This is a genomic window from Bartonella sp. AA97HXZ, from assembly GCF_042196985.1.
Taxonomy (GTDB): Bacteria; Pseudomonadota; Alphaproteobacteria; order Rhizobiales; family Rhizobiaceae; genus Bartonella.
The window spans coordinates 120,974-142,724 of record NZ_JBHIRC010000004.1 but is presented as its reverse complement, the minus strand read 5'-3'; the positions used below and the strand labels follow the sequence as shown (position 1 = coordinate 142,724).

The window sequence follows — 21,751 nt, the reverse complement described above, 5'->3', positions numbered from 1 at the left end:
CGAGGGGCTTGAAGGCTTGTGAAGGTATCTTTTGCCTGTTGAAGATACCATTTTTGGTGGATGATTAACTTCAACTTTTAAGCCTTTTTTGGGGTAGGTGTTGATGGCTTGGAAGTTTTAGGTGTTTTGGGTTGTTCGAGTGGAATTTCCTCAGCTGCTGATTCAGTTGATGTTTGTACGGCTTCTTGTTCTATCTGCTTAATTTGTTCAACTCCCTTGTCAGGCTTTATCTTTGTTTTAACATCAACAAAAGGTTTAGCAGCATTTGCACGCTTGAGACGTGCGTAGACTTGATTGGAAACTTCAACAAATGGATTATTGGGAGTTGAAGTTTCAAAACGAACAGTGCTTTTATTATCGCCAACAACACACATTGGCTTGGTGATGATTGCTTTCATCTTCGCTCCTTTTGAGGCAATGAATTAATGACATCATTAGTCAAATATTGATTTTTATTCTGTGAAAAATTGATTAGCCAGAATTACCGAGAAAACAGGGCTTTCTAGCCACGCTTCAAGTTGACATTTTGCTGAATTTTTGGGGATATTTTTGAATTTTAGACGCAATACAACTACTGCCATACTGTCATTAAATACGATTTTTTACACTATGTCAACAAAAAAATCATGATCTTGTATTTTTTTTATTTTTTTACCTAAATATGGTGTTTTAAAAGATGTTCTTTATTTTCCTTCAATACAACATTTATGTTGCATTGAAACATTTTAGATGTTATATTATTATAATGAATAGTCAAGAATTGAAAAGATATCTTACAAAGCATGGTTGCAGTTTTACTTCAGGGAAGGGAGGGCATTTGCTTGTAAAGCGTGGTTCTAAAAAGTCCGTTTTACCTATGCATGGTACGCGAAAAGAATTAGGAACAGGATTAGTCCAGAAGATTCTTAAAGATCTTGACCTAAAATAAGCCTGAATATGGAGGTGTAAATGAAATATGCAATCAAATTTATCAAAGATGACAATGATACTCTTCTAGTCATCTCTAAAGACTTTCAGGAATTTATTACCTATGGTAACGATGAAAAAGAAGCTTTGGAACAGGCTAAAAATGCACTTTTAACAGTCATTATGGGGCGTTTTCAAGATCGTGAATCTATACCCTTTGGACATCGTGATATTGCCTATCCTTTTGTTGAAGTATCTTCATTGGTGACTTTAAAAATTGCAATACATAACGCTATGATTGAAAAAAACTTACGCAAAGCTGATCTCGTACGTCTTTTAAAACTTCATCCAATACAAATTGACCGATTATTGGATTTAAACCACGCAACCAAATTAGATGCCTTAGAATCTACTCTCATTGCTCTTGGAAAAGAGGTTGCCATTAATATCCAAGACGCCGCTTGAATTTAGCGGTTTTGTGTAAAATGCTTATGAAGCGCATTAAGAACGACACACAGTGAATTAACAAGATATGGTAACGATTGCTCTTCTACAACAATGTATTGTAGTGCGGCATAAAGATTATGCTGTCTATAAAGGCATTGTGCTTCTTTTAGCACCTCTTTCATTGCTTCATAGTAATGAGTAGTTTTTTCAATCCATTGTTTTTTTGCCTCTTCATTTAAAGATGGAGTAAAGTCATCATAAATTGCATTTGGTAAGGCTTTTGCACAGAGGTAATTATTTCTCACTTCAAGATATTTTTGTGCAGCATCATACTGATCTTGATTAATCACACCTTGCAGATAAAGCCGTCCGATATAAGTAGCAGAAAGCGGATTTTTTGCTTCTTCTATGGTCAAGCCAAAACGTTTGGCACGTATTTCTATTGCCAACTTATCCATGGGTTCATGCGGTGTTTTTGCTCGTGAGATGCGTCCATTTGGTTCTCTGATACATCCTTTAATCCGAGGACGACCACGTTTTGCATGTTTTTTTCTTTTAGCCATATTTTTTCAATCAGAATGGTATGCTGTCATTAAGAGATGCACTATGATCAGCAGCCCCTGAAGCAACAGCATAACTTTGAGAAGTAATGGGTGAAGGGGTAGGGGATGCCGATTGATCTTTCTTTGCATCAAGCAAATACAATTCACCTTTGAATTGTGGTAAGACAATCTCTGTTGTATAACGGTCATGCCCATTTTTATCTTGCCATTTGCGTGTCTGTAATTTTCCTTCTATGTAAACCTTTGAACCTTTGTTTAGATATTGAAGTGCAATTTTTGCCAAATGTGGATTAAAAATCACCACGGAATGCCATTCTGTTTTCTCTACTTTTTGATTGGTTTTTTTTATCTGTATAGCTCTCAGAAGTTGCTATACTAAAATTGACTATTTCTGCTCCAGAATTCATTGTTTTGCTTTCGGGATTAGCACCAAGGCGTCCGATTAATGTCACTTTGTTTAGCATGTTTTTTCTTACCTTAAATTTGTATTTAAATATGTAAAAAATCTTAGCGTAATTTTATTATTTTTTCAATTATTTCAATGATATATTATTAATTATTAACATATAAAATTATGTTTAATATGCTCTTTGATAAATAATCAATTGACATAAATGCATGGTGTATAGTATCAAGTATCAAGAGGGTATATATGGCAATCGTTAGTTTTAAGCATAAAGGGTTGAAATTATTCTTTGAAAGAGGAGTCTGCAAAGGCATACAACCCGCGCATGCTAAAAAATTAGCAAACATTTTAGTAATTTTAGATACAATATCCGCGCCTGAACAAGTTACTCTTAAATCGTATCGTCTACATGCGCTTACGGGCGATTTAAAAGGTTACTGGTCAATGCGTGTCAATGGAAATTGGCGTGTTACCTTTCGTTTCATTGGGACAGACGTTGAACTGGTTGATTATCAAGATTACCATTGAGTTTTGAGGTGTTATTATGATGTACAATCCTCCACACCCTGGCGGCATTTTGAAAGAAGAATTGCTTGATGAATTAGGGTTAACAGTAACAGAAGCTGCAAATCGTCTTGGCGTTGCACGTTTAACTTTATCCCGCGTCTTAAACTGCCATGCGGCGATTAGTATTAACTTAGCTTTACGGTTAGAAAAAGCGGGTTTAAATGATGCGGAATTCTGGCTTAAATTGCAACAAAAGCATGATTTGTGGCAAGCTCGGCATAACAGCCCAGTCCCACATATTTCACCTCTAGAGCAAGTAGGGCATTTTTAGAAAGACTTAGCCCATCTTTCTTCACACCTAGAGGTCATGTTCTTTAAAATCAAGCAGCCCACGATAGTTTTTTATCTCCTTGTTGATCTCATCTATGAACGTTGAGAAGAAACAACGTAATCTGAACAGTTTTATAAAATCGGAAATTTTACTATAGCTTTTTAACTGAGCACTGTAGTGTGTAAATAGATATGTTTATTAAACTGCGTGTATGTAACATAAGAAACAATACACAAACTAAAAAAGAATACCAAAGAGCAATATCTGAGTACCAAAGTACAGTATCCAATGAAAAAGAAAGCTTATGCTGCACGTACTTAGAAATGACAGATAAAGGAACCGTTTCTTTATAGCTACTTGGGAAAATTAAAACGACAAGCGCTAAACTTATTAGCTTTAAAAGTCTCTACATATATTGTTGTAAATCACGTGTTAGTTTCACCCAACCTGTTGTATTTCCGCATTTATATTTTGGGTTGTTCTGCAACTCAGAAGGGATATTGGAATTGCATAAAATTGCAAAAACAGTTGTGACTATTACCAAAGAAACAGATGCGAATGTCAAAATACTTTGAATAAAGTAGGGATTTTTTTTTAATTCCTAAAAAACATAAAAATATAAAAGTTATAATGCCAAACAAGGCTCTTAGCTGTTTATCTGTAAACATATTTATTTCCTGCGGTTTTCGATAATTTTTTGATTTCTTTATTGATCTCGTCTATAAGAGGTTCGTAATTGAGAACGCTTTTCGGAATAGCACCACCGTAAACCCATGCTTTCACCTGCGCTTTGGTACTAAAATCCGCATTTTCTGGTGTGGTATAATACTGTCCGCCATCAAACTTTTCACACTCTTTTGTACCGTCTTCATATTCGTAGAGGTTGTAAAAATACTCCTCTGCTCCGTTCCCCCAAGGAACATAACCAACAGCTGTTGCAACAAACTCTTTTTGCATTGGTTGTTTACGCTTTTTTAAGAACAGGTCTTTTAATATTCTCATGTTTTTAGTCCATAATTTTACCAATTGGTCTATTTACCTTAAATTTGACCGTACAGGGCGTTTTATATTACATATATGGTTTTTTTAATCGTAAAATCTTTAAATCGCTTTGTACGGTACCTTTTTGTCGATTTAAATGCATACCTAATCGTAAAACGATCAGCACTTTTCACTAGTTTGCTGTGGACCAAAGCGTTTCATTATCCCACCAATGCCATTTAAAGTTTCTTCAAGCTCTTGCTTGTGAACAAGCGTTATAGGCGTTGAATGCTCTTTCTCTGCTTGTTCTTTCAACTCCTTTTCACGGAATCTCAAAACAGCATTGCGTACAAAATTGGCTTTTCTCAAAAGACTGTTTTCTAAATCTCGACACAACCTGACAAGTTCTCGTGTGCTCGGAAAAAACGTATCGGATAAACAATTTATTTCATCACATAAAATCCGTTTGACCACTGTCATCAGTGACCATGCAGAGACATTTTCCAAAACCATTCCATAGGTCAACGCCATTCCCTCATGGTCTGATTGTTGTGCTATTTTCAAACCACACGACAGCATGCGAATAGCTTTTGCTATATCCTCTTTACCTGCTTTCACTGCGAAGAGCTCTTGCAATTGATCACCAGCCTCTAAAGCAATCGATACCTGCTGTTTCGTTAATTGGCTGCCATCCTTTAAAACAAACGGACCGCTCGGAGGTATCATCGCATGAATGTGTTTCAAAATACCCTCGATTTCCGATATCAAGGAGACTGTCTGCGATACGCTCCCCAATGCTTTTTTGCTTTTGAGTGTAATTTCCATTGTTTCCACCATTGTTGTTCGTGTTTTTTGTTTTTTCTAAACCCTCGATAGCCCTGCGTATCCAGTTACGCCATGTTGCTTGCCAATCGATTTTGGTTGCATTTGCTCCGGCTTTTGAACGCCAATAATCTCGAAACTTTGCAATTTCGACTTTGACGCGCTCTGGAGGCAAGCCCTCTGCAATGGCAAAATCGTAATCCGGTTCAAAATCCGTAGGCAATCGACAACCGCGATTAGCTTGCGCTCGTTTTGCTTTTTTGGGAACGTTCTCTTGCTCGTGAATGGGAGGTTGGTTGTCTACACCCGTTGTGATTTGCTCTGATGTGGTCTCAACAGCAGCAACCTCTGTTGGCTTGTCAACCTGTTCGTTTGTTTCTAAACTTTCAGAACCAATTTCTTTTTTTGCTAAAACGATAGTTTTAGTTTTTTTATTATATATGTTTGTATTGTTTGTTATAGCATCACAAGCATCATGCTTAGCATCCTTAAGCATGCTGTTAGCATCATGCTTAATATCACAAGCATCATTTGTATGTTTATCCCATCTTGCCTTCGCTGCCTTCTGCGCTCTCTCTGAAAACTTATTCAAATTCTCATTAGAGTTGTTGAGTTCCTCTTCAACCTGTAAACTCCATAAACGACCGTCTTCTAAACGTATCAGTTTCTCATCACTCAATAAAAAATCTAGCGCTTTATTAAAAGCTTTTACTGAACAACCAGAAATGCGTGCTAATATAGAGGCATTCTCAAGAATTGGCTGTCTCTTCTTATACATAAGCAATATCAACATCATATAAGTCGATATTTGATGCGACGTCATTCCACTAGCATCAGATACCCAATCAGAAGGAAAACAACGAACCCAAGCTAACTTAGTTGACATATTTCCCCTCCTGTTCTTTATTATTATTTAGATCTTCATTGAAGTTATTGAGTTCCTCCTCAACTTGTGAACTCCACAAACGACCATCTTCTAAACGAATGATGTATCCCTCTTCTAGCAAAACATTCAATGCTGTCTCAAATTTCTTTACTGAATAACCAGTGTAATGAGATAAAACTTTAATATTATAAAAAAGAGGTTCACCAGTACGAAGCATGCGAAATCGCAATCTCATATAGATATTACCTTCTACAGGAGGTAAATAATCGACGACCACCGCCCATTTATCGGCTATTTTACTGGACATGTATATCCCCTTCTTTCATCAAATATAAAATTGCTAAAGCATCTGCTTCGTTGTCGTCTTTAGGTACATGTCCTTTTGCACATACCGCCTTAATCATTTCTTCTTTTGATGCGTTGCCTTTTCCTGTCGTCGCCTTCTTAATTGTGCCAACAGGAATGCCTTCATATGGTATCTGATGATGTTCACACCACGCTGTTAAGGTTGCTAGAAAGCCCCCATAAATATGAGAAGCATCTGTACCCACATGCCGGCGCACCTCTTCAAAATATACCGCGTCAATTTCATCAACAGATCTCTTTAGTTCAGTAAGCCACCGTTTAAAGCGTAAATAACGCATACCACCGCCTTCAAAACGGCGTGATTGAAAATCTTCTGTATCGCTTGTTATATGACCATCCGCACCACGTATCGCCCAACCTGTCTTGGTCCCTAGATCAAGACATAAAATGGTTTTTTGTGCGTTAGTGATCATAATCCCCCCTTAAGGCTCTACGTATTTATATGTGTGCTATGACAGAGCGTGTTGTGATTGCTTGTCTTGAAAAAATGTTTATGAAAAAGTATCGCTCCCAGCGATTCTAAAAAATTGGGGGGAGTTATGATGCAAGAATGGGTAGTTGATAAGGTTGTATTTTTATTGCACCGGATAAATGATAGTGCTGTATTTTTGCTGCACTGGATAAGTGATAATCTTACGATTGCTCCTATAATTGCTACGATAGTTACTGGAATGGTGACACTTTTTGTACAACAACGAAGCTTAAAAAAACAACTTAAAATCTTCCAACGACAAACTATAGCATCAGAAACCCAGACAGCTATTCTATTAGAAGATAAAAAAGCACGGGATTTGGGACCATATTTGAAATTGAAGGCAGTATTCTTCCCACAAAAATATGAAGGCACTTCACGCGTTAGGGTGAAATTGTGCATTAAAAATCTTACTAGAGAAGATATAATGATAAGGAATATACGCATATCGAAAAAAAGTCCCTTTAAGTTTGTTAAAAATGCTTGCCCTTTCGTTAGATGGCCATCTAAAACTTCAGGTGAACACCTCGTCATTAAAAGAACAACTCCAAAACTCATTGCGTTATGTCCCCAAAATATAAAATCAAATGCTTCATCAGAGTTCGCTTTGAATTTTTTTATTATACGTGCTAAATGCTACACTTTTTTAGATTTCATAATTAGCTGCCGTAAGCCTAATTCCCGCAACATTGCAAATTTTACACTTGACCACACTTCGATTGTTAACCCAGAGGAAACATTCACTGTTCATTTTTGGGCCTCATATCCACGCTCAAAAGATACATATGACGAATTTGGCCCTGAATATTCCTTTTTGGCTGATAATCCTCATTTGTGGTTTTTTTGATGCCAAAATTAAAAGCATTCTCCTGCAAAAATAAAATCGATCAATCTTGGTTCTTCTTTTTTGTTGATTAACTCAATGATTTTATTATTTAATTCATCAATAACTTTCATCTGTGAAGCTAACTTTAGCCTTTGGCTGTATAGCGTTTCATTTTTTTGCTTAATTAAAGAGGATAGGTTTTCAAGTACTACTTGCTGTTGTTCAATTGACTTATCTCGCTCTGCAAGAGTTGCTTCATGCCATCTCATCCAATTATCAAATTGTGACTTATGCCATTCTTCTTGTTTTGCAAGAACTTTTGTATGAGTTCTATGTCGTTTTATAAGATCTTCTATGCTACAATCACGATCCGGTATTTGTATAAATTCTTTCACAAACTTATCTCCATTCTCAATTTTCATATTACAACTTATTAATCTACAAAACTGTGTGTAGAGTTTCTTTAATATTCCGTTTCTCATGATCTTTCTTCTTTAAGAGTGTGAATGATGCTGTGGGTGTTTGTTGTTATCTGTAGAATTATTCATACGAATTGCCCCATCCGATGTTGTAAATTTCTCCGTTAAAGAAATCGTACTTTTTCCTTGTTCTGTTATTAGAAGAGAAACACCATGAGATTTATTCTCATACATATGAAGAAACCAATCTAGTGTAACCCAAGGTGGACCTTTGGATTCAGACAATTGGATAATTATGTTCCAATATTTTGGAGAAATACTATTGCGATCGCGCATTTTACGTGCAGCTTCATAGCTACAACCGATTTCCTTCGCAAATTGACCTATAGATCCCCAAGACTCAATCAAATTTTTGACATAAAAATTATTAACCATGATCAAAATAGTACATTACGTACAATTTTAAATCAAGATAAAATAGTACACAATGAATGAAAAAAATAGTGGATAATGTACGAATGAGTTATTTGCCAAAAGATAGACTTAAAATAGCGCGTAAAAATGCTGGGTATGCAACACCGAGCGAGGCTGCGCGCGCTATATCAGCTCTTAATCAAAATACTCTAATTAGTCATGAAAATGGAAATCGTCCTGTTTCTCGACAAAAAGCCGAACTCTATGGACAAGTATTTAACGTCGATCCGGGATGGATTTTATATGGTGAATCTCCTCAACAAAATCCTAGTCTTAATATAAGTATTCCTCTTATTTCATGGATTAGTGCTGGAGAGTTAAGCGAGCAAGATGGGATAATGGATTTTTCGGATTATCCTATGACAGAAGCTGTTAATCTTCCTGCCGGTGAATGGATTGCATTGCGTGTAGATGGTGCATCCATGAATAAAATTAGTCCTCCAGATTCCATAATACTTGTAAATATGCGAGACAAAAAGCTTGTACCTAATGCCTGCTATGTAATTGCAGATGAAACTGGGCAAGCTACATATAAGCGATATAGACCAAATGATAATCCTCCTTTTCAGCCTGCTTCGTACGATAAAACAATAAAAGCTCCAAAACTTGAAGGTGCCATTTCTATAATAGGTCGTGTACGACGCACTATTCTTGACATGTAAGTACAATTAAGATTCTCTATTTAAGTTATCAATTAGATGCCATCAGCAAGTCATAGCAGATTATTGATTCTACAATAAACTGCATGCTTATTGATTCTTAAATTAGTCGATGATTCGTCATTTTTTATTTTTTTGAAAAAATAGTACATTTTGTACTTGACCGTATTTCATTCATATTGTACTAATATATCCATAAACCACGCACAAACAATCGCCAAGAGGCGTTAGGGAGGAGAAATTATGGATAAGCCAATTCTTATAAATTCTGATGAAATCTTATTAGTTGTCTATGATGATGATCAAAACATTGGTCGGTCGGGACCACTGGATGAAAGCCAAGTTCTAAAAATTATTGACGAGGCAGATGATGCAATCCAAATCTTTCGCATCAATCCTTCTGAGAATAATTGTGAAGATATCTCTGAAGAAATTGCAGAAGCATATGTAAAAGAAAATATCGAACATCTCCATGAGGAGAGTAAAGTTCATGACTTTGTACTCGAAAGTGATGCTTACCAAGAACTTTTAGACGAGATCGCAGACGAAAAATATAATGATGAGATTTACGGTACTTATGAACAACAACACCGTTTGCGTCCTTGTGATGTGCTTTAAAAATTCTAAAGGGCGCTTTTAAAAACGCCCCCTTTCATTCATCAATCCCATCAACATGAGGTTCGTAATGGAAAAGCTTCTTGCTACTCAATACAATATTATTCAGCATCAAAAGGTTCAAACTATTAGCGCTCGTGATTTATATACCTTTTTAGAGGTAAAAACCGAGTTTAGAAAGTGGATAACAAACTGTATTAAAGAACTTAGCTTTAGAGAAGATGTCGACTTTGTACTTTCTACTAAAGAATTATCAAACTCCTCACGTGGAAATCCTTTTAAAGATTATGCTCTCACTTTAGACACAGCAAAACACATTGCCATTTGTGAACATGGTCTCAAAGGTAAACAAGTGCGTGAATATTTTCTGAAATGCGAAAAAAAAGTAAATTCAAAAATCGATTATTCAAATCCTGAAACATTAGAAGATTTCTTAAGACATCTAAGACAGCAAATCAAGCACAATGACAATGTTGTCACAACGAATGGAGTGAAGCATGCATAATTTTATCACAACATCTGAAAGAAATTTTCAAAACACAACAGTTCAAACGATGTCTAGTCGTGAAATTGCAGAGTTATGCGGTAAGCAACATGCGCATATTATGCGTGATATTCGACAAATGTTAGGAGAATTATATCCTGAAGGGGGTCAATCCAAATTTTGATCCACCTATTTAGATAAACAGGGTAAGCCCCAAAACTGTTACAACCTCCCTAAACGCGAATGCCTCATTTTAGTTTCTGGTTACAGCATGACATTACGTGCTAGGATTATAGACCGTTGGCAAGAATTAGAAAAGCAAGCAGCAATACCACAAATCGACTACTCAAGTCCTCAAGTTATGCTTGGTGTTTTAACGTATCTCAAAAATGAAAATGAACAAAAAGATAATATTATTGCAAATTTAAAACCAAAGGTAATGGCTCTTGAAAGCTTACAGCGCCATGATGGACTCTTCGGTCTTACAGAAGCCGCTAAAATACTCGAGATGCAACCAAAACAGTTCATTCTCTTCTTACAGCAAAAAGGTTGGGTTTACAGACGAGCAGCAGGTGGAAATTTGCTTCCTTATCAAGACAAAATCCAAAAGAAACTTATGGATTGTCCAACCATCACATTTCAAACCGCAAGTGGAATAGAAAAGGTCATTCCTTGCGCAAAAATTACAGCAAAAGGAATTGGTGTGTTGTCTCAAGAACTTAAACGACAAAGCATGCATTAAGAGAAACAATCATGGAAAAGAAATACGAATTTACTGATAAAATCGATATAGTTTATAAGCGCCGATTTTTTAATTTTTTATTTGACAAAATACTATCAGTATGTCTATTGTCGAATCAGGTGCCTAGAAAACACCTTAAAATACCAAGCGGATTGGTTGCCGAAATAATCAGTCTTCTGAACATTAAAGATTTTGACTCATTATATGCTGTAGCATATAACGGTCTTGTCGGGTGTAGTTACACTATACAATACTCTCACGGGAAAGGTGTGACGACGGACTTGGTACCGTGTTTTCTAGCACCCGGCACTCTTTTAGAGTGTCAATAGAAAACCTCTATTACCAAGGAGTTCACAGTGAACACACTTATAGAAATTAAAGAAAGCACTGCTAATAGTGCTACCACTCAGACTATGTCGAGTCGTGAAATTGCAGAATTATGTGGTAAAGAACATCGGAATGTTATGCGGGATATTCGGCAAATACTCACTGAGCTGAAAATTGAGCTGAGTGAATTTGCAGGATTCTACAGAGATTCAACAGGTCGTACTCTTCCTTGCTACAATCTTCCCAAACGTGAGTGTTTAATTCTTGTTTCGGGTTACAGCACTGCTTTACGAGCAAAGATTATTGACCGCTGGCAAGAATTGGAAAGACAAGTAGCAACACCACAAATAAATCTTGCCAATGCTTTGGAAAATCCTCTTACGATTAAACAGCTCCTTTTAGAGAGTATCAATCAATTAGAAGACTTAAGAAATGAGGTGAGTACACTCAAGCCTAAAGCAGAAGCTTTGGAAGGTTTAAAACGCTCTGATGGTTTATTCGGTCTTATCGAAGCAGCGAAGATGTTGGAGGTGCGCCCAAAGGACTTAACCAATTACTTGCGTAAACATGATTGGGTGTATCGACGGGCTCCAGGGGCGCCTCTGTTACCTTATCAGGATAAAATCAAAAAAGGTTTCATGGACTGTCCTGCTATCACTATCCAAAGACCAGATGGTACAGAAAAGGTACTCCCTTCAACAAAAATTACATCCAGAGGATTGGCATGTTTGAGAGAACAAATCCATGGAGGTGTACAATGAACACCAGTATCGACTTCTTATGCGATTTATGGATAGCTTTATATCAGTTTGTCAATTGTGAATACGTAGATGACAAAGATTGTAGTGACTTGGTTGACATCATGAGCATAGTAGAAAAAGCTTTGATTTTAAAACTTCAAGATGAAATTCCAAATATTACAAAGATTCTAGCAGTTTTAACGGATTTTGGAGATTCAGAGCTGCCCCATAGAATGGATTCTTTGTTGCGAGCTTATGATCCGAGTTTGCAGAAGCCTGTCATGAAAGCGGCTTAGTTTTAAACAATTGATTTCATCTCCTCGTCCTATAGGACGAGGAGGGGATTAAGTAACATAAAAAAGAGAAAGGTAATGAGATGATATTTGATGATGGAGATAGATATGTAACGACACGTGAGTGTGCACAGCTTTTTAGTGTATCCACAACAACGATTCGCAATTGGGTGCTTCAGGGGGTGTTTCCGGAGCCATATAAGCTAGGGAGAGCAGTGAGATGGAGAAAAAAAGAGATCTTAGCCTTCACTCCAAAGAAAAATAAGGAGCAAATAAGAACAAATTAAGTAAAATTATATAAACTGTAGAAGGTGGTCTAAAAGGTGGTCTGAAAATGGCTATTTAAAGAAAAAATCTATATATTTCAATATGTTAAACACAAAAAGTGGTGCCCAGACGCGGATTCGAACCACGGACACGCGGATTTTCAGTCCGCTGCTCTACCAACTGAGCTATCTGGGCATGCTTCATAAAAAATATAAAGCGTTTGCGGTTATAACATTAAAATTTTCTCTGTCCAGTCATCAAAAGAAAAATAATTGATTTTTTAATAAGTTTATCTCCCTATTCTAGAGCGTTATCAATGAATCTTTATCATAAAATAAATTTGATAGGTATATTGGACACTTTAGTGTATTGTTATTAGAATGCTGTCTTATCGTGGTGGTAATACGAAAAAAATTAAAAGAATCAATCGAGAAGAATGATTAAGAAAGATTTTTTTATAAAGTTTCCCTAAATTTTAAGCATACGAAATAATAGACAACATTTTTGACTTTTTTCTAAAAAGATTATTGATTAGCCTTTATAATAATTTGTTTTTCTTTATAAAGAAAGAGAAACATCTAAAAGGGGAGAAATAATGATAATGTTACAAAAACCAAGTAATCGTCCCAATAATACTAATTTTTCTTCAGGTCCTTGTAGCAAACGGCCTGGTTGGACTCTTGATGTTCTTAAAAATGCATTAGTTGGGCGTTCACATAGATCTAGAGAAGCAGAATTAAAACTTGCTGAAGTTGTTAATTTAACCCGTGAGATTCTTGAGGTTCCTTCTGATCATCGTATAGGAATTATGCCAGGATCAGATACCGGTGCTGTTGAGGCTGCTCTATGGTCTCTATTAGGTGAGCGTGGCATTGATATGGCAGCGTGGGAAAGTTTTGGGTTTGGGTGGAATAAAGATGTTGTCGAGCAATTAAAGCTTTCTGATGTGCGTCGTTTTGAAGCTCCTTATGGTGAAATACCAGATTTAACACAACTTGACTTTGATCGGGATGTTGTTTTTACATGGAATGGGACAACTTCTGGTGTGCGTATTCCTAATGCGGATTTCATTCCGCATAAGCGGGCTGGATTGACCATTTGTGATGCAACATCGGCAGCTTTTGCGCAATATCTTGATTTTTCAAAATTAGATGTTGTTACTTTTTCATGGCAGAAAGTTTTGGGAGGCGAGGCTGCACATGGTATGGTGATTTTAAGTCCTCGTGCTGTTGAGAGGCTTGAGAATCATGTTCCAGCTTGGCCTATGCCTCAACTTTTCTATATGACAAAAAATGGAAAATTGAACGAAGATATTTTTAAAGGAAAGATCATCAATACACCTTCTATGCTTTGTGTTGAGGATTTCCTTGATGGGTTGAAGTGGGCAAAATCTCTAGGAGGTGCAGCGGCATTAAGAGCACGGGTTGAGAAAAATTTTTCTGTACTTGATGCTTTTGTTCGCAAAACGCCATGGTTAGAATATTTGGCAAAAGATCCTGAAGTGCGTTCTAACACCTCTATTTGTTTAGATATTGTGGATCCAGTGATTACTGCTTTGGATACGGAAAGGCGAGTATCTTTTATAAAAGCGGTTGTGAAGCGTCTTGATGAGGAAGGGGTTGCTTATGATATCGGTTCGTATCGCGATGCTCCTCCTGGGCTTCGAATTTGGGCGGGTATAACAATTGAGGCTTCCGATCTTGAAATTTTAACACAATGGCTTGAGTGGGCGTTCCAAGTTGAAAAAGCACAGCTTTAAATAATTACTGGTGATTTTCACAACGTGTTTTTAAACAAAAAAGGATACGAGAGATTATGATGATCTTTCGTATTCTTGTATCAGACAAACAGCCTCTAAATATTACATGAATTGTAAAAGATTAAGACGGGGAATGAATGCTTTGTCAGGTGTTGGATACGAACAAATTAAAATCTCTAATGTTTTTACTTTTTGTAGCGAAAATGACAGATTTAAAATATTTGGGTATTTTCTTATCTTTATTATCATAAATTTGAAAATTTAATCACTTGAAGATTGAGAAAAATCTGAAATGAGGAGTCGCACTTGCTTTAAGGTTTCGTTATAAGGAAGCATTTGTTTTTGAATGCTGGTTTTTTTGACCAAACACGACGGAGAAAGTTATGGCCAATGTAGTTGTTGTCGGTACACAATGGGGTGATGAAGGCAAAGGTAAAATTGTAGATTGGTTGTCTGAGCGAGCAGATATCGTGGTGAGATATCAGGGGGGGCATAATGCTGGCCATACATTGGTTGTTGATGGAGTCAGTTATAAATTATCACTTTTACCGTCTGGTTTAGTGCGTGGCAAGTTATCAATTATTGGTAATGGTGTTGTTGTTGACCCTCATCATTTTGTTGCAGAAGTAAAAAAACTATGTAATCAGGGTGTAAAAATCACACCAGAAATTTTGCGTATTGCTGAAAATGCTCCTTTGATTCTTTCTTTGCATCGTGATCTTGATGCAATTCGAGAAAGCGGTTTATCTGGTTTAAAGATTGGTACAACAAAGCGTGGTATTGGACCGGCTTATGAAGATAAGGTGGGACGTCGTGCTATCCGAGTGATGGATTTAGCAGAAAAAGATACACTTATGGCTAAGATTGAGCGGCTTTTGAGGCATCATAATGCTTTGCGTCGTGGGATGGGTGTTTCAGAGATTGATTCTCGAGCACTTTATGATGAATTGATGCAAGTTGCGGATAAAATTTTGCCCTTTATGGATTGTACGTGGCGTCTTTTAGATGAAGGTTATCGAGGAGGGAAACACATTCTTTTTGAAGGTGCGCAAGGTGCTTTATTAGATAATGATTTTGGAACTTATCCTTATGTAACGTCATCTAATACAGTTGCTGGGCAAGCATGTACAGGTTCGGGGATGGGACCTGATGCAATTCATTATGTTTTGGGTATTGCAAAAGCTTATACTACACGCGTTGGAGAAGGGCCGTTCCCGACAGAGCAGATAAATGATATTGGTGAATTTCTAGGAGTGCGTGGACATGAATTTGGTGTTGTAACGGGTCGAAAGCGTCGATGTGGTTGGTTTGATGCTGTCTTAGTACGTCAGATGGTAACAATTTGCGGTGTTCAAGGTATAGCATTGACAAAACTTGATGTTTTAGATGGTTTGGATGAAATAAAAATTTGTATTGGTTATGAGCTTGATGGTAAAAGGATTGATTATTTACCTTCTTCCATGGGAGCTCAGGATCGGGTGAAGCCTATTTATGCAACATTAGAAGGTTGGAAGGAAGAAACAGCACATGCATTGAGGTGGGAAGATTTACCAGTGCAGGCTATTAAATATATACGCTATATTGAAGAACTGATTAATACAAAAGTGGCTTTATTATCCACAAGTCCAGAGCGTGAAGATACTATTCTTATTACGGATCCCTTTGTTAATTGATTATTGTTTTTAGATTTCTATATATGCTCTCTGTTCGTTTTTGTATCTTTTTACAAAAAAGTTTTTAAGAGCACGTAAAAGAAAGGTGCAAAATAGCATTGTTTATTTTTCATATTCATTTTACATTATTGCAATAGTTGTACCAATATTAAATGGCAACCAATTTAGAAGGCTAAAATAAAGTTTTTTGGCTTTACTATTGATTTTTTCTCAGTTTAAGAGAGATTATAGAGGAAATGGTAGATTTCGTTGGAATCTTAAAAAAGACAATTAATGCACAAAATAATATTACACCACAAGTGCGTAAGCGGATTTATAAGCGGGCTACCGAAACACTAGAACATCAATTTGTAACAGCAAAAATACCACAAGCAATAGCGGATGAACAAAGAAAGATTCTTCAAAGTTCTATTGCAACTGTTGAAGGAGAATATTTAGCAGTTGAAAAGAAACGGCTTTCTTCAGTTATTGGGTGGAATCCCACAAATATAAATGAAGATAAGAAATATACAAAAAAAACTATATTACCAAAAAATAATGAATTGTCAGAGGTAAACATAAAAAGAAAGCAAGATTTTGTTACACGTTCAAAGGATAACAAGGTATTTGTTGAGCTTTGTGTATCAGATATACCAGATGCAGAACCTGTTAATATGGAGACTGATGTGCCTTCTCAGCATGTTAATAGCAGTGTGTTAAAGATTTCTCCTTCGCAGGAAGATAATCCGCATATTGTTTCGCACATTTTTTCTCAGGCTTTACGTCGTGCTAATAAATCGTTAGTGCAAAGGCGTATTGTGATAAGTGCTGTTTCTGTTGTTAGTTTTGTTGTTTTACTTGTTGGTATTTTTTTTGTTGGTGAGCGTGTATTTGTATCAAATGATCATCAGTTTTTAGAAGAAAATCTTCAAGCTTCTCACAGAGTACCAAAGGCATTTCCAATTAAGAGAAAGTTAACACAACGCTTATTAGAGGATGGAAGTGAAATTGATGTTGGTTTAAAACAAGCGATAGATTCTTCGGATGAAGAAGTACTCTCAACAGTTGTTGATAGCAATTTGCAATCGCTTGAAAAATCAGGTGAAGCTGTTTTCTATCAAGCACGTACAAATTATGATGCAGAAAAGATAGCAACGGGAAGTGCTCGCTGGACGCTTATAAAAGAGTCTCAAGTGAAGGGGGCTCCAGAAGAAACAACTATACAAGGTGATATAACAATTCCTGATGAAGGGGTATCATTACGGTTAATTTTACGTCGTAATACCGATCAGTCATTTCCTGCTGCATATATTATGGACCTTGTTTTTATTCTTTCTGATAAATTTTCAGGTAAAGCTATAAGCAATGTTCAAGCATTAACCTTTAAAGCAAGTGAACAATCCATTGGACAGGCTTTAACAAGAACCATTGCTGCAAAGATTAACGATGACTTTTTTCTTGTCGCATTGAGTGGAAATCATCCATTTCTTGATCGAAATTTACAATTGATGCGAGAATTAGATTGGATGCGTTTGGTGTTAACGGATAAAAACGGGCGTATAAGTGAATTAACCTTTGCAAAAGGACCAACAGGTAAGTCTATTTTTAATGAAGTTATTGGACAATGGCTTGCACAACAAGATAAGTTAACAGTTCTTGGTCAAAAAAATAAAACATAGATGCAAAAAAATAAACGACTGTGAAGAATTTTCTACGACCGTCTTTATCAATTATATACCACATACATTCACTAAATCTTTACATATCAATAACTTAAAGAATTCGATAGACCAATTTACAAGTATAAAGCCAAGGCATGCTTTTTTTCATTTTCACATTTAAAGAATGTGCAAACCATTGGCTTTATACTTAACTCTAGGTTTTATACTTGACTTTGAGATAAAGTAGAATCTTTGATAGAGTTTTGCACTTTTTCAAATGCACGCATTTCAATTTGTCTTACTCGTTCTCGACTAATATTAAATTCACCAGAGAGTTCTTCTAGGGTTAGTGGTACATCGTTTAAACGACGCGCTTTAAATATACGCTTTTCGCGTTCATTGAGATTGTCCATGGCATTTATGAGCATGGAACGGCGATTTTCTAATTCACTTTTTTCAATTAAAATTTGTTCTTGATCGTTAGATTCATCCACCAACCAATCTTGCAACTCACTGTTTTCCCCTTCTTTTGTTCGAATTGGTGCGTTGAGTGAAGTGTCACCACCAAGCCTACGATTCATTGATACAACTTCATCTTCTGTGACATTCAACTGGGTTGCAATTTCTTTCACTTGTTCTGCATTGAGATCACCACTATCAAGTGCTTGAAGTTTACTTTTTAACTTACGAAGGTTGAAAAACAAGCGCTTTTGATTAGCTGTTGTCCCCATTTTCACCAAACTCCAAGAGCGCAATACATATTCTTGGATTGACGCTTTAATCCACCATATTGCATAGGTTGCAAGACGAAAACCCCGCTCTGGTTCGAAACGTTTAACAGCTTGCATGAGTCCAACATTGCCTTCTGAAATGACTTCCCCAATGGGAAGTCCGTAGCCCCGATATCCCATCGCGATTTTAGCTACGAGACGCAAATGGCTGGTTACTAGCTTATGCGCAGCTTTTAGATCATTATGCTCACGGTAACGCTGAGCTAACATATATTCTTCTTTTGGCTCAAGCATTGGAAAACGACGCACTTCTTCCAAGTAACGGTTTAAACCACCATCACCTGTCATTACTGATAATAAATTCATATGGGCCATATAGCACCCTCCTTTTGTTTGAATTCCCTGATAAGGCAAATTCTATGTTTTAGATAGCTAACTATCCTCATAACCTCACTCTAGCATATTTTTCAATTTTGTTCAAAAAAAGATATTTTATTGTGAAATCTTGAGAAGGGGAAAAGTTTCAATTCATTTTTTTAAAAAGCTCAATAAGTTTAGCCATATCTTGAGGCAGTGGTGCGGAAAACGACATAACTTTACCGGTAGAAGGATGTTCAAAAGTAAGACTTGCAGCATGGAGTGCATGTCGGTTGAATTGATCGATTGCATTTCTAATAGTGGGGTTGAATATGTTTGATTTTGTTTTAAAAGCGTTTCCATAAACTGTATCGCCTATGAGTGGATGCCCTATATGAGTCATATGAACACGGATTTGATGGGTGCGTCCAGTTTCCAAGCGACATTCCAGAAGGCTAGCAAAAGATGTTGAGTCTGCATGAGAGCCATATTTTTCAAGCAGAGAAACATGTGTAACAGCATGACGAGCATAAGGGTTTTGGTTATGGATGACAGCTTGCTTTGTCCGGTTATGGGGCGAACGGCCAAGTGATGCATCAATTGTCCAGACATTGCGCTGAGGTGTTCCCCAAATCAAGGCATGGTAGCGTCGATCTAATGCGCAGGTACGTCCATGATCAGAAAATTGAGCACTGAGACTTTTATGAGCTAGATCGTTTTTTGCAACAACCATAACACCGCTTGTATTTTTATCAAGACGATGGACAATACCAGGGCGTTTAACACCACCTATACCAGATAAACTATTCCCACAGTGGTAAATAAGGGCATTAACCAATGTACCGGTCCAATTTCCATTCCCAGGATGAACAACAAGACCAGCTGGTTTGTTAATAACAATGATATGATCATCTTCAAAAAGAATGTCCAATGCAATGGCTTCAGCGCTAGGTTCTGCATCACGAAGGTCCGGCATTTCCAATTCAATTATTTGGTTAGGTTTTAATTTTGTTTTTGGTTCCTTTATGAATTGACCATCAATTTTAAGACAGCCTTCACGGATGAGGGTTTGCAAACGCGAACGTGAGAGCACATCATGATATTGTTTTGCGAGCCACTGATCAAGACGTTGCCCAAGAGCACCTTCATCCGTTATTTTCTGTATTACCATACGATTCCTATTAAGTTTTTAATAAGATTTTACCAGTACGAAATTGCTTTACTATCGAGAAATTCTTTAATTCCCCAATGTCCTCCTTCACGAGCGCGCCCAGAAAATTTTACACCTCCAAAGTAGCTTCCACTGGGTAATCCATGTCCATTAACTTCTACCATACCAGAGCGTACTTGTTCCGCAATACGACGACATTTGTTGCGATCTTGCGATTGAATATAGTTTGTAAGACCATACTCAGTCTCATTCGCTAAAGCGACGGCTTCTTCTTCTGTACTAAAAGAAAGAATCGAGAGAACTGGACCAAAGATTTCTTCTTTAAAAATACGCATATGAGGTTTTACATCAGCAAAGACTGTTGGACGGACATAATAACCGCGTTCCATTCCTTTTGGTAAACCAGTCCCGCCTGCAACAAGAGTTGCACCTTCATCAATTCCCGATTGGATAAGATCTTGAATTTTATCATATTGTTTTTTTGAAACAACGGGCCCAATATGATTTCCTTCTTGGCAGTTTGGTCCTACTTTTGTTGTTTCTGCAATATCTTTGGCTATTTTCACGGCTTTGTCATAGATGCTCTGTTCCACAAGCATACGAGTCGGTGCATTACAACTTTGTCCACTATTATAAAAGCAATGTCGTGCACCACGTTGAACAGCATCTGAGTCGGCATCAGCAAAGATAATATTCGCTCCTTTTCCCCCAAGTTCCAGACAGACTCTTTTTAAAGTAGCGCTGGCATTTTTAGAAATATCTTTTCCTGCTCTAGTTGAACCAGTAAAGCTGATCATTTCTAAATCTGGATGTGCAGAGAGGTAAGAGCCGACAGTCGCACCATCACCATTGATTAAATTAAAAACACCGGCTGGAAGTGCGGCTTCATCTAAAAATTCAGCAAAAAGCATAGCAGAAAGAGGCGCAATTTCAGAGGGCTTTAACACCATGGTACAGCCAGCCAAGAGAGCAGGAATAACTTTAAGAGTTACTTGATTCATGGGCCAATTCCATGGCGTAATTAATCCTACGACGCCGATAGGATCGTAGTGAAGGATTGCTTGCTCATTTCCCTTTATTAAAGTTTCTTGGAACGAAAACTCTTTATAAGCTTCGATAAAATTGCGAATATGGGAACTTCCTGTTGCAGTTTGCGCATTAAGCGCCATATCAATCGGTGCTCCCATTTCCATTGAAATGGTTTTTGCCATGTCTTTGGAACGTTTTTCGTAGATCTCTAGAATTTTTTCAACAAATCCAAGACGCTCATTTGGTGACGTTGTTTTCCATTTTTGAAACGCTTCTTTAGCCGCATTAATTGCTTTATCGGCATCTTTTGTACTTCCAAGGCTAATGACAGCACAAGCCTCCTCTGTTGATGGATTAATGACGTCAAAATCGTGAGGAGTGCTTGGCTCATCCCATAGACCATTGATATAAAATTTCCGTTTATTAAACATAATTCACTCCCTTTTTTCTATTTGTATTTATGTAATTATGATTGTCTTAGTCTAAGCCTTTTTAAACGAGGATAACAAGGATAATCTTATAAAAACGTGAGAAATTAGATTATATCGTGATAATTGAGCATGGAGAATTCAATAGAGCAATGCTTATTGTATTATTGAGACTAGTTTCTTTTATGAAAAGGGAGAGAAAGAGAGGCATAGACAATTTTCTTGAAGCTTTTTTATCATGAAGTTTTCTTCAAAACAAATGAAATACGAGCTCTATGACACCATAAACTGAGTAATTTATATCGTAAATATGCAAAAGGCAGATTATGAATATGCATTATGGCATTATTTTTTTCATTAAAAAGTAACCATCAGCAAAAGGTTATTAACCTTCGTATGATAGTTTCTACGAATTCTTTTTGAAAAGGTT

Annotated in this window: 26 protein-coding genes, 1 tRNA gene and 3 pseudogenes; 15 read left to right on the top strand and 15 right to left on the bottom strand. The window is 36.8% G+C overall.

Features of this window, described 5'->3' with window-relative positions; genetic code table 11:
• Nucleotides 1-77 precede the first annotated feature (77 nt).
• Nucleotides 78-398, bottom strand: a complete 321-nt coding sequence (locus ACFINE_RS04095) for a hypothetical protein (protein ID WP_375621143.1) — start codon at nucleotides 396-398, stop codon at nucleotides 78-80.
• A gap of 347 nt (nucleotides 399-745) precedes the next feature.
• Between ACFINE_RS04095 and ACFINE_RS04090 the strand changes: the two genes are divergently transcribed.
• Both ACFINE_RS04090 and ACFINE_RS04085 read left to right on the top strand, forming a co-directional pair.
• Entirely contained in the window at nucleotides 746-928 is a 183-nt protein-coding gene (locus tag ACFINE_RS04090; RefSeq protein WP_019220217.1) for a type II toxin-antitoxin system HicA family toxin, read from the top strand.
• A 20-nt stretch (nucleotides 929-948) separates the two neighbouring features.
• Nucleotides 949-1,371: a type II toxin-antitoxin system HicB family antitoxin gene (locus ACFINE_RS04085; protein WP_375621142.1), complete on the top strand. Its 423-nt coding sequence runs from the start codon at nucleotides 949-951 to the stop codon at nucleotides 1,369-1,371.
• Nucleotides 1,372-1,373: 2 nt separating this feature from the next.
• Here ACFINE_RS04085 and ACFINE_RS04080 read toward each other — a convergent pair whose 3' ends face one another.
• The gene (locus tag ACFINE_RS04080; RefSeq protein ID WP_375621141.1) at nucleotides 1,374-1,916 is read right to left on the bottom strand and encodes a hypothetical protein; all 543 of its coding nucleotides are present in this window, start codon (nucleotides 1,914-1,916) and stop codon (nucleotides 1,374-1,376) included.
• Nucleotides 1,917-1,926: 10 nt separating this feature from the next.
• Nucleotides 1,927-2,380: pseudogene (gene ssb, locus ACFINE_RS04075) on the bottom strand (single-stranded DNA-binding protein).
• Between the two features lie 188 nt (nucleotides 2,381-2,568).
• Here ssb and ACFINE_RS04070 point away from each other — a divergent pair.
• Both ACFINE_RS04070 and ACFINE_RS04065 read left to right on the top strand, forming a co-directional pair.
• The gene (locus tag ACFINE_RS04070) at nucleotides 2,569-2,850 is read left to right on the top strand and encodes a type II toxin-antitoxin system RelE/ParE family toxin (RefSeq protein ID WP_252619286.1); all 282 of its coding nucleotides are present in this window, start codon (nucleotides 2,569-2,571) and stop codon (nucleotides 2,848-2,850) included.
• Nucleotides 2,851-2,866: 16 nt separating this feature from the next.
• A complete protein-coding gene (locus ACFINE_RS04065) occupies nucleotides 2,867-3,160 on the top strand; it encodes a HigA family addiction module antitoxin (protein ID WP_375621140.1) in 294 nt (97 codons plus the stop codon).
• A 151-nt stretch (nucleotides 3,161-3,311) separates the two neighbouring features.
• Here ACFINE_RS04065 and ACFINE_RS04060 read toward each other — a convergent pair.
• The 6 genes and pseudogenes from ACFINE_RS04060 to ACFINE_RS04035 all read right to left on the bottom strand — a co-directional run bounded on the left by ACFINE_RS04060 (nucleotide 3,312) and on the right by ACFINE_RS04035 (nucleotide 6,628).
• Nucleotides 3,312-3,828 (bottom strand): annotated as a pseudogene (locus ACFINE_RS04060) (hypothetical protein).
• Nucleotides 3,815-4,162: a hypothetical protein gene (locus tag ACFINE_RS04055; protein WP_375621139.1), complete on the bottom strand. Its 348-nt coding sequence runs from the start codon at nucleotides 4,160-4,162 to the stop codon at nucleotides 3,815-3,817. Before ACFINE_RS04055 ends, ACFINE_RS04060 begins: the two are co-directional and overlap by 14 nt.
• Nucleotides 4,163-4,321: 159 nt before the next feature.
• Nucleotides 4,322-4,867, bottom strand: a complete 546-nt coding sequence (locus ACFINE_RS04050; RefSeq protein WP_375621137.1) for a hypothetical protein — start codon at nucleotides 4,865-4,867, stop codon at nucleotides 4,322-4,324.
• On the bottom strand, nucleotides 4,782-5,849 hold the full coding sequence (locus ACFINE_RS04045) for a DUF1376 domain-containing protein (protein WP_375621136.1): 1,068 nt from the start codon (nucleotides 5,847-5,849) through the stop codon (nucleotides 4,782-4,784). Before ACFINE_RS04045 ends, ACFINE_RS04050 begins: the two co-directional genes overlap by 86 nt.
• Complete coding sequence (locus ACFINE_RS04040) at nucleotides 5,839-6,156, bottom strand: hypothetical protein (protein WP_375621135.1); 318 nt, start codon at nucleotides 6,154-6,156, stop codon at nucleotides 5,839-5,841. The genes ACFINE_RS04045 and ACFINE_RS04040 overlap by 11 nt, the downstream gene beginning before the upstream one ends.
• Nucleotides 6,146-6,628, bottom strand: coding sequence for a crossover junction endodeoxyribonuclease RuvC (locus ACFINE_RS04035; RefSeq protein ID WP_375621134.1), 483 nt, complete (start codon nucleotides 6,626-6,628; stop codon nucleotides 6,146-6,148). Before ACFINE_RS04035 ends, ACFINE_RS04040 begins: the two co-directional genes overlap by 11 nt.
• Nucleotides 6,629-6,754: 126 nt before the next feature.
• Here ACFINE_RS04035 and ACFINE_RS04030 point away from each other — a divergent pair, with 126 nt between their 5' ends.
• The gene (locus tag ACFINE_RS04030; RefSeq protein WP_375621133.1) at nucleotides 6,755-7,534 is read left to right on the top strand and encodes a hypothetical protein; all 780 of its coding nucleotides are present in this window, start codon (nucleotides 6,755-6,757) and stop codon (nucleotides 7,532-7,534) included.
• 8 nt (nucleotides 7,535-7,542) lie between these two features.
• Here the strand turns inward: ACFINE_RS04030 and ACFINE_RS04025 are convergent, their stop codons facing one another.
• Nucleotides 7,543-7,935 carry a hypothetical protein gene (locus ACFINE_RS04025; RefSeq protein WP_375621132.1) on the bottom strand — a complete coding sequence of 131 codons (393 nt, stop codon included), beginning with the start codon at nucleotides 7,933-7,935 and terminating at the stop codon, nucleotides 7,543-7,545.
• A 72-nt stretch (nucleotides 7,936-8,007) separates the two neighbouring features.
• Nucleotides 8,008-8,367, bottom strand: coding sequence for a hypothetical protein (locus ACFINE_RS04020; protein WP_375621131.1), 360 nt, complete (start codon nucleotides 8,365-8,367; stop codon nucleotides 8,008-8,010).
• An 83-nt stretch (nucleotides 8,368-8,450) separates the two neighbouring features.
• Here ACFINE_RS04020 and ACFINE_RS04015 point away from each other — a divergent pair, with 83 nt between their 5' ends.
• The 7 genes and pseudogenes from ACFINE_RS04015 to ACFINE_RS03985 all read left to right on the top strand — a co-directional run bounded on the left by ACFINE_RS04015 (nucleotide 8,451) and on the right by ACFINE_RS03985 (nucleotide 12,553).
• Entirely contained in the window at nucleotides 8,451-9,068 is a 618-nt protein-coding gene (locus tag ACFINE_RS04015; RefSeq protein WP_375621150.1) for a helix-turn-helix transcriptional regulator, read from the top strand.
• 240 nt (nucleotides 9,069-9,308) lie between these two features.
• Complete coding sequence (locus ACFINE_RS04010) at nucleotides 9,309-9,683, top strand: hypothetical protein (protein WP_375621129.1); 375 nt, start codon at nucleotides 9,309-9,311, stop codon at nucleotides 9,681-9,683.
• A 67-nt stretch (nucleotides 9,684-9,750) separates the two neighbouring features.
• Complete coding sequence (locus tag ACFINE_RS04005; RefSeq protein WP_375621128.1) at nucleotides 9,751-10,185, top strand: antA/AntB antirepressor family protein; 435 nt, start codon at nucleotides 9,751-9,753, stop codon at nucleotides 10,183-10,185.
• Nucleotides 10,178-10,906: pseudogene (locus ACFINE_RS04000) on the top strand (Rha family transcriptional regulator). Before ACFINE_RS04005 ends, ACFINE_RS04000 begins: the two are co-directional and overlap by 8 nt.
• Before the next feature lie 356 nt (nucleotides 10,907-11,262).
• Entirely contained in the window at nucleotides 11,263-11,994 is a 732-nt protein-coding gene (locus ACFINE_RS03995) for a phage antirepressor KilAC domain-containing protein (RefSeq protein WP_375621127.1), read from the top strand.
• Nucleotides 11,991-12,269 carry a hypothetical protein gene (locus ACFINE_RS03990; RefSeq protein WP_375621126.1) on the top strand — a complete coding sequence of 93 codons (279 nt, stop codon included), beginning with the start codon at nucleotides 11,991-11,993 and terminating at the stop codon, nucleotides 12,267-12,269. The genes ACFINE_RS03995 and ACFINE_RS03990 overlap by 4 nt, the downstream gene beginning before the upstream one ends.
• 80 nt (nucleotides 12,270-12,349) lie before the next feature.
• Nucleotides 12,350-12,553 (top strand): AlpA family transcriptional regulator, encoded by a 204-nt coding sequence (locus ACFINE_RS03985; RefSeq protein ID WP_015856272.1) that lies wholly within the window; start codon nucleotides 12,350-12,352, stop codon nucleotides 12,551-12,553.
• A 99-nt stretch (nucleotides 12,554-12,652) separates the two neighbouring features.
• On the opposite strand, the gene ACFINE_RS03980 is transcribed toward ACFINE_RS03985, so the two are convergent.
• A tRNA-Phe gene (locus tag ACFINE_RS03980) sits at nucleotides 12,653-12,728 on the bottom strand.
• 400 nt (nucleotides 12,729-13,128) lie between these two features.
• On the opposite strand from ACFINE_RS03980, the gene ACFINE_RS03975 reads away from it, so the two are divergent.
• The 3 genes from ACFINE_RS03975 (at nucleotide 13,129) to ACFINE_RS03965 (ending at nucleotide 17,623) form a co-directional block, all read left to right on the top strand.
• Nucleotides 13,129-14,292 carry a phosphoserine transaminase gene (locus ACFINE_RS03975; protein WP_375621125.1) on the top strand — a complete coding sequence of 388 codons (1,164 nt, stop codon included), beginning with the start codon at nucleotides 13,129-13,131 and terminating at the stop codon, nucleotides 14,290-14,292.
• 383 nt (nucleotides 14,293-14,675) lie between these two features.
• Nucleotides 14,676-15,965 (top strand): adenylosuccinate synthase, encoded by a 1,290-nt coding sequence (locus ACFINE_RS03970; protein WP_375612054.1) that lies wholly within the window; start codon nucleotides 14,676-14,678, stop codon nucleotides 15,963-15,965.
• A gap of 236 nt (nucleotides 15,966-16,201) precedes the next feature.
• Nucleotides 16,202-17,623, top strand: coding sequence for a hypothetical protein (locus ACFINE_RS03965; protein WP_375621123.1), 1,422 nt, complete (start codon nucleotides 16,202-16,204; stop codon nucleotides 17,621-17,623).
• A gap of 203 nt (nucleotides 17,624-17,826) precedes the next feature.
• Here the strand turns inward: ACFINE_RS03965 and rpoH are convergent, their stop codons facing one another.
• The 3 genes from rpoH to ACFINE_RS03950 form a co-directional block, all read right to left on the bottom strand.
• Nucleotides 17,827-18,711, bottom strand: a complete 885-nt coding sequence (rpoH, locus tag ACFINE_RS03960) for an RNA polymerase sigma factor RpoH (RefSeq protein ID WP_375621122.1) — start codon at nucleotides 18,709-18,711, stop codon at nucleotides 17,827-17,829.
• 148 nt (nucleotides 18,712-18,859) lie between these two features.
• The gene (locus ACFINE_RS03955; protein ID WP_375621121.1) at nucleotides 18,860-19,864 is read right to left on the bottom strand and encodes an RluA family pseudouridine synthase; all 1,005 of its coding nucleotides are present in this window, start codon (nucleotides 19,862-19,864) and stop codon (nucleotides 18,860-18,862) included.
• A gap of 29 nt (nucleotides 19,865-19,893) precedes the next feature.
• Nucleotides 19,894-21,324 (bottom strand): aldehyde dehydrogenase family protein, encoded by a 1,431-nt coding sequence (locus ACFINE_RS03950; RefSeq protein ID WP_375621120.1) that lies wholly within the window; start codon nucleotides 21,322-21,324, stop codon nucleotides 19,894-19,896.
• Between the last annotated feature and the right edge of the window lie 427 nt (nucleotides 21,325-21,751).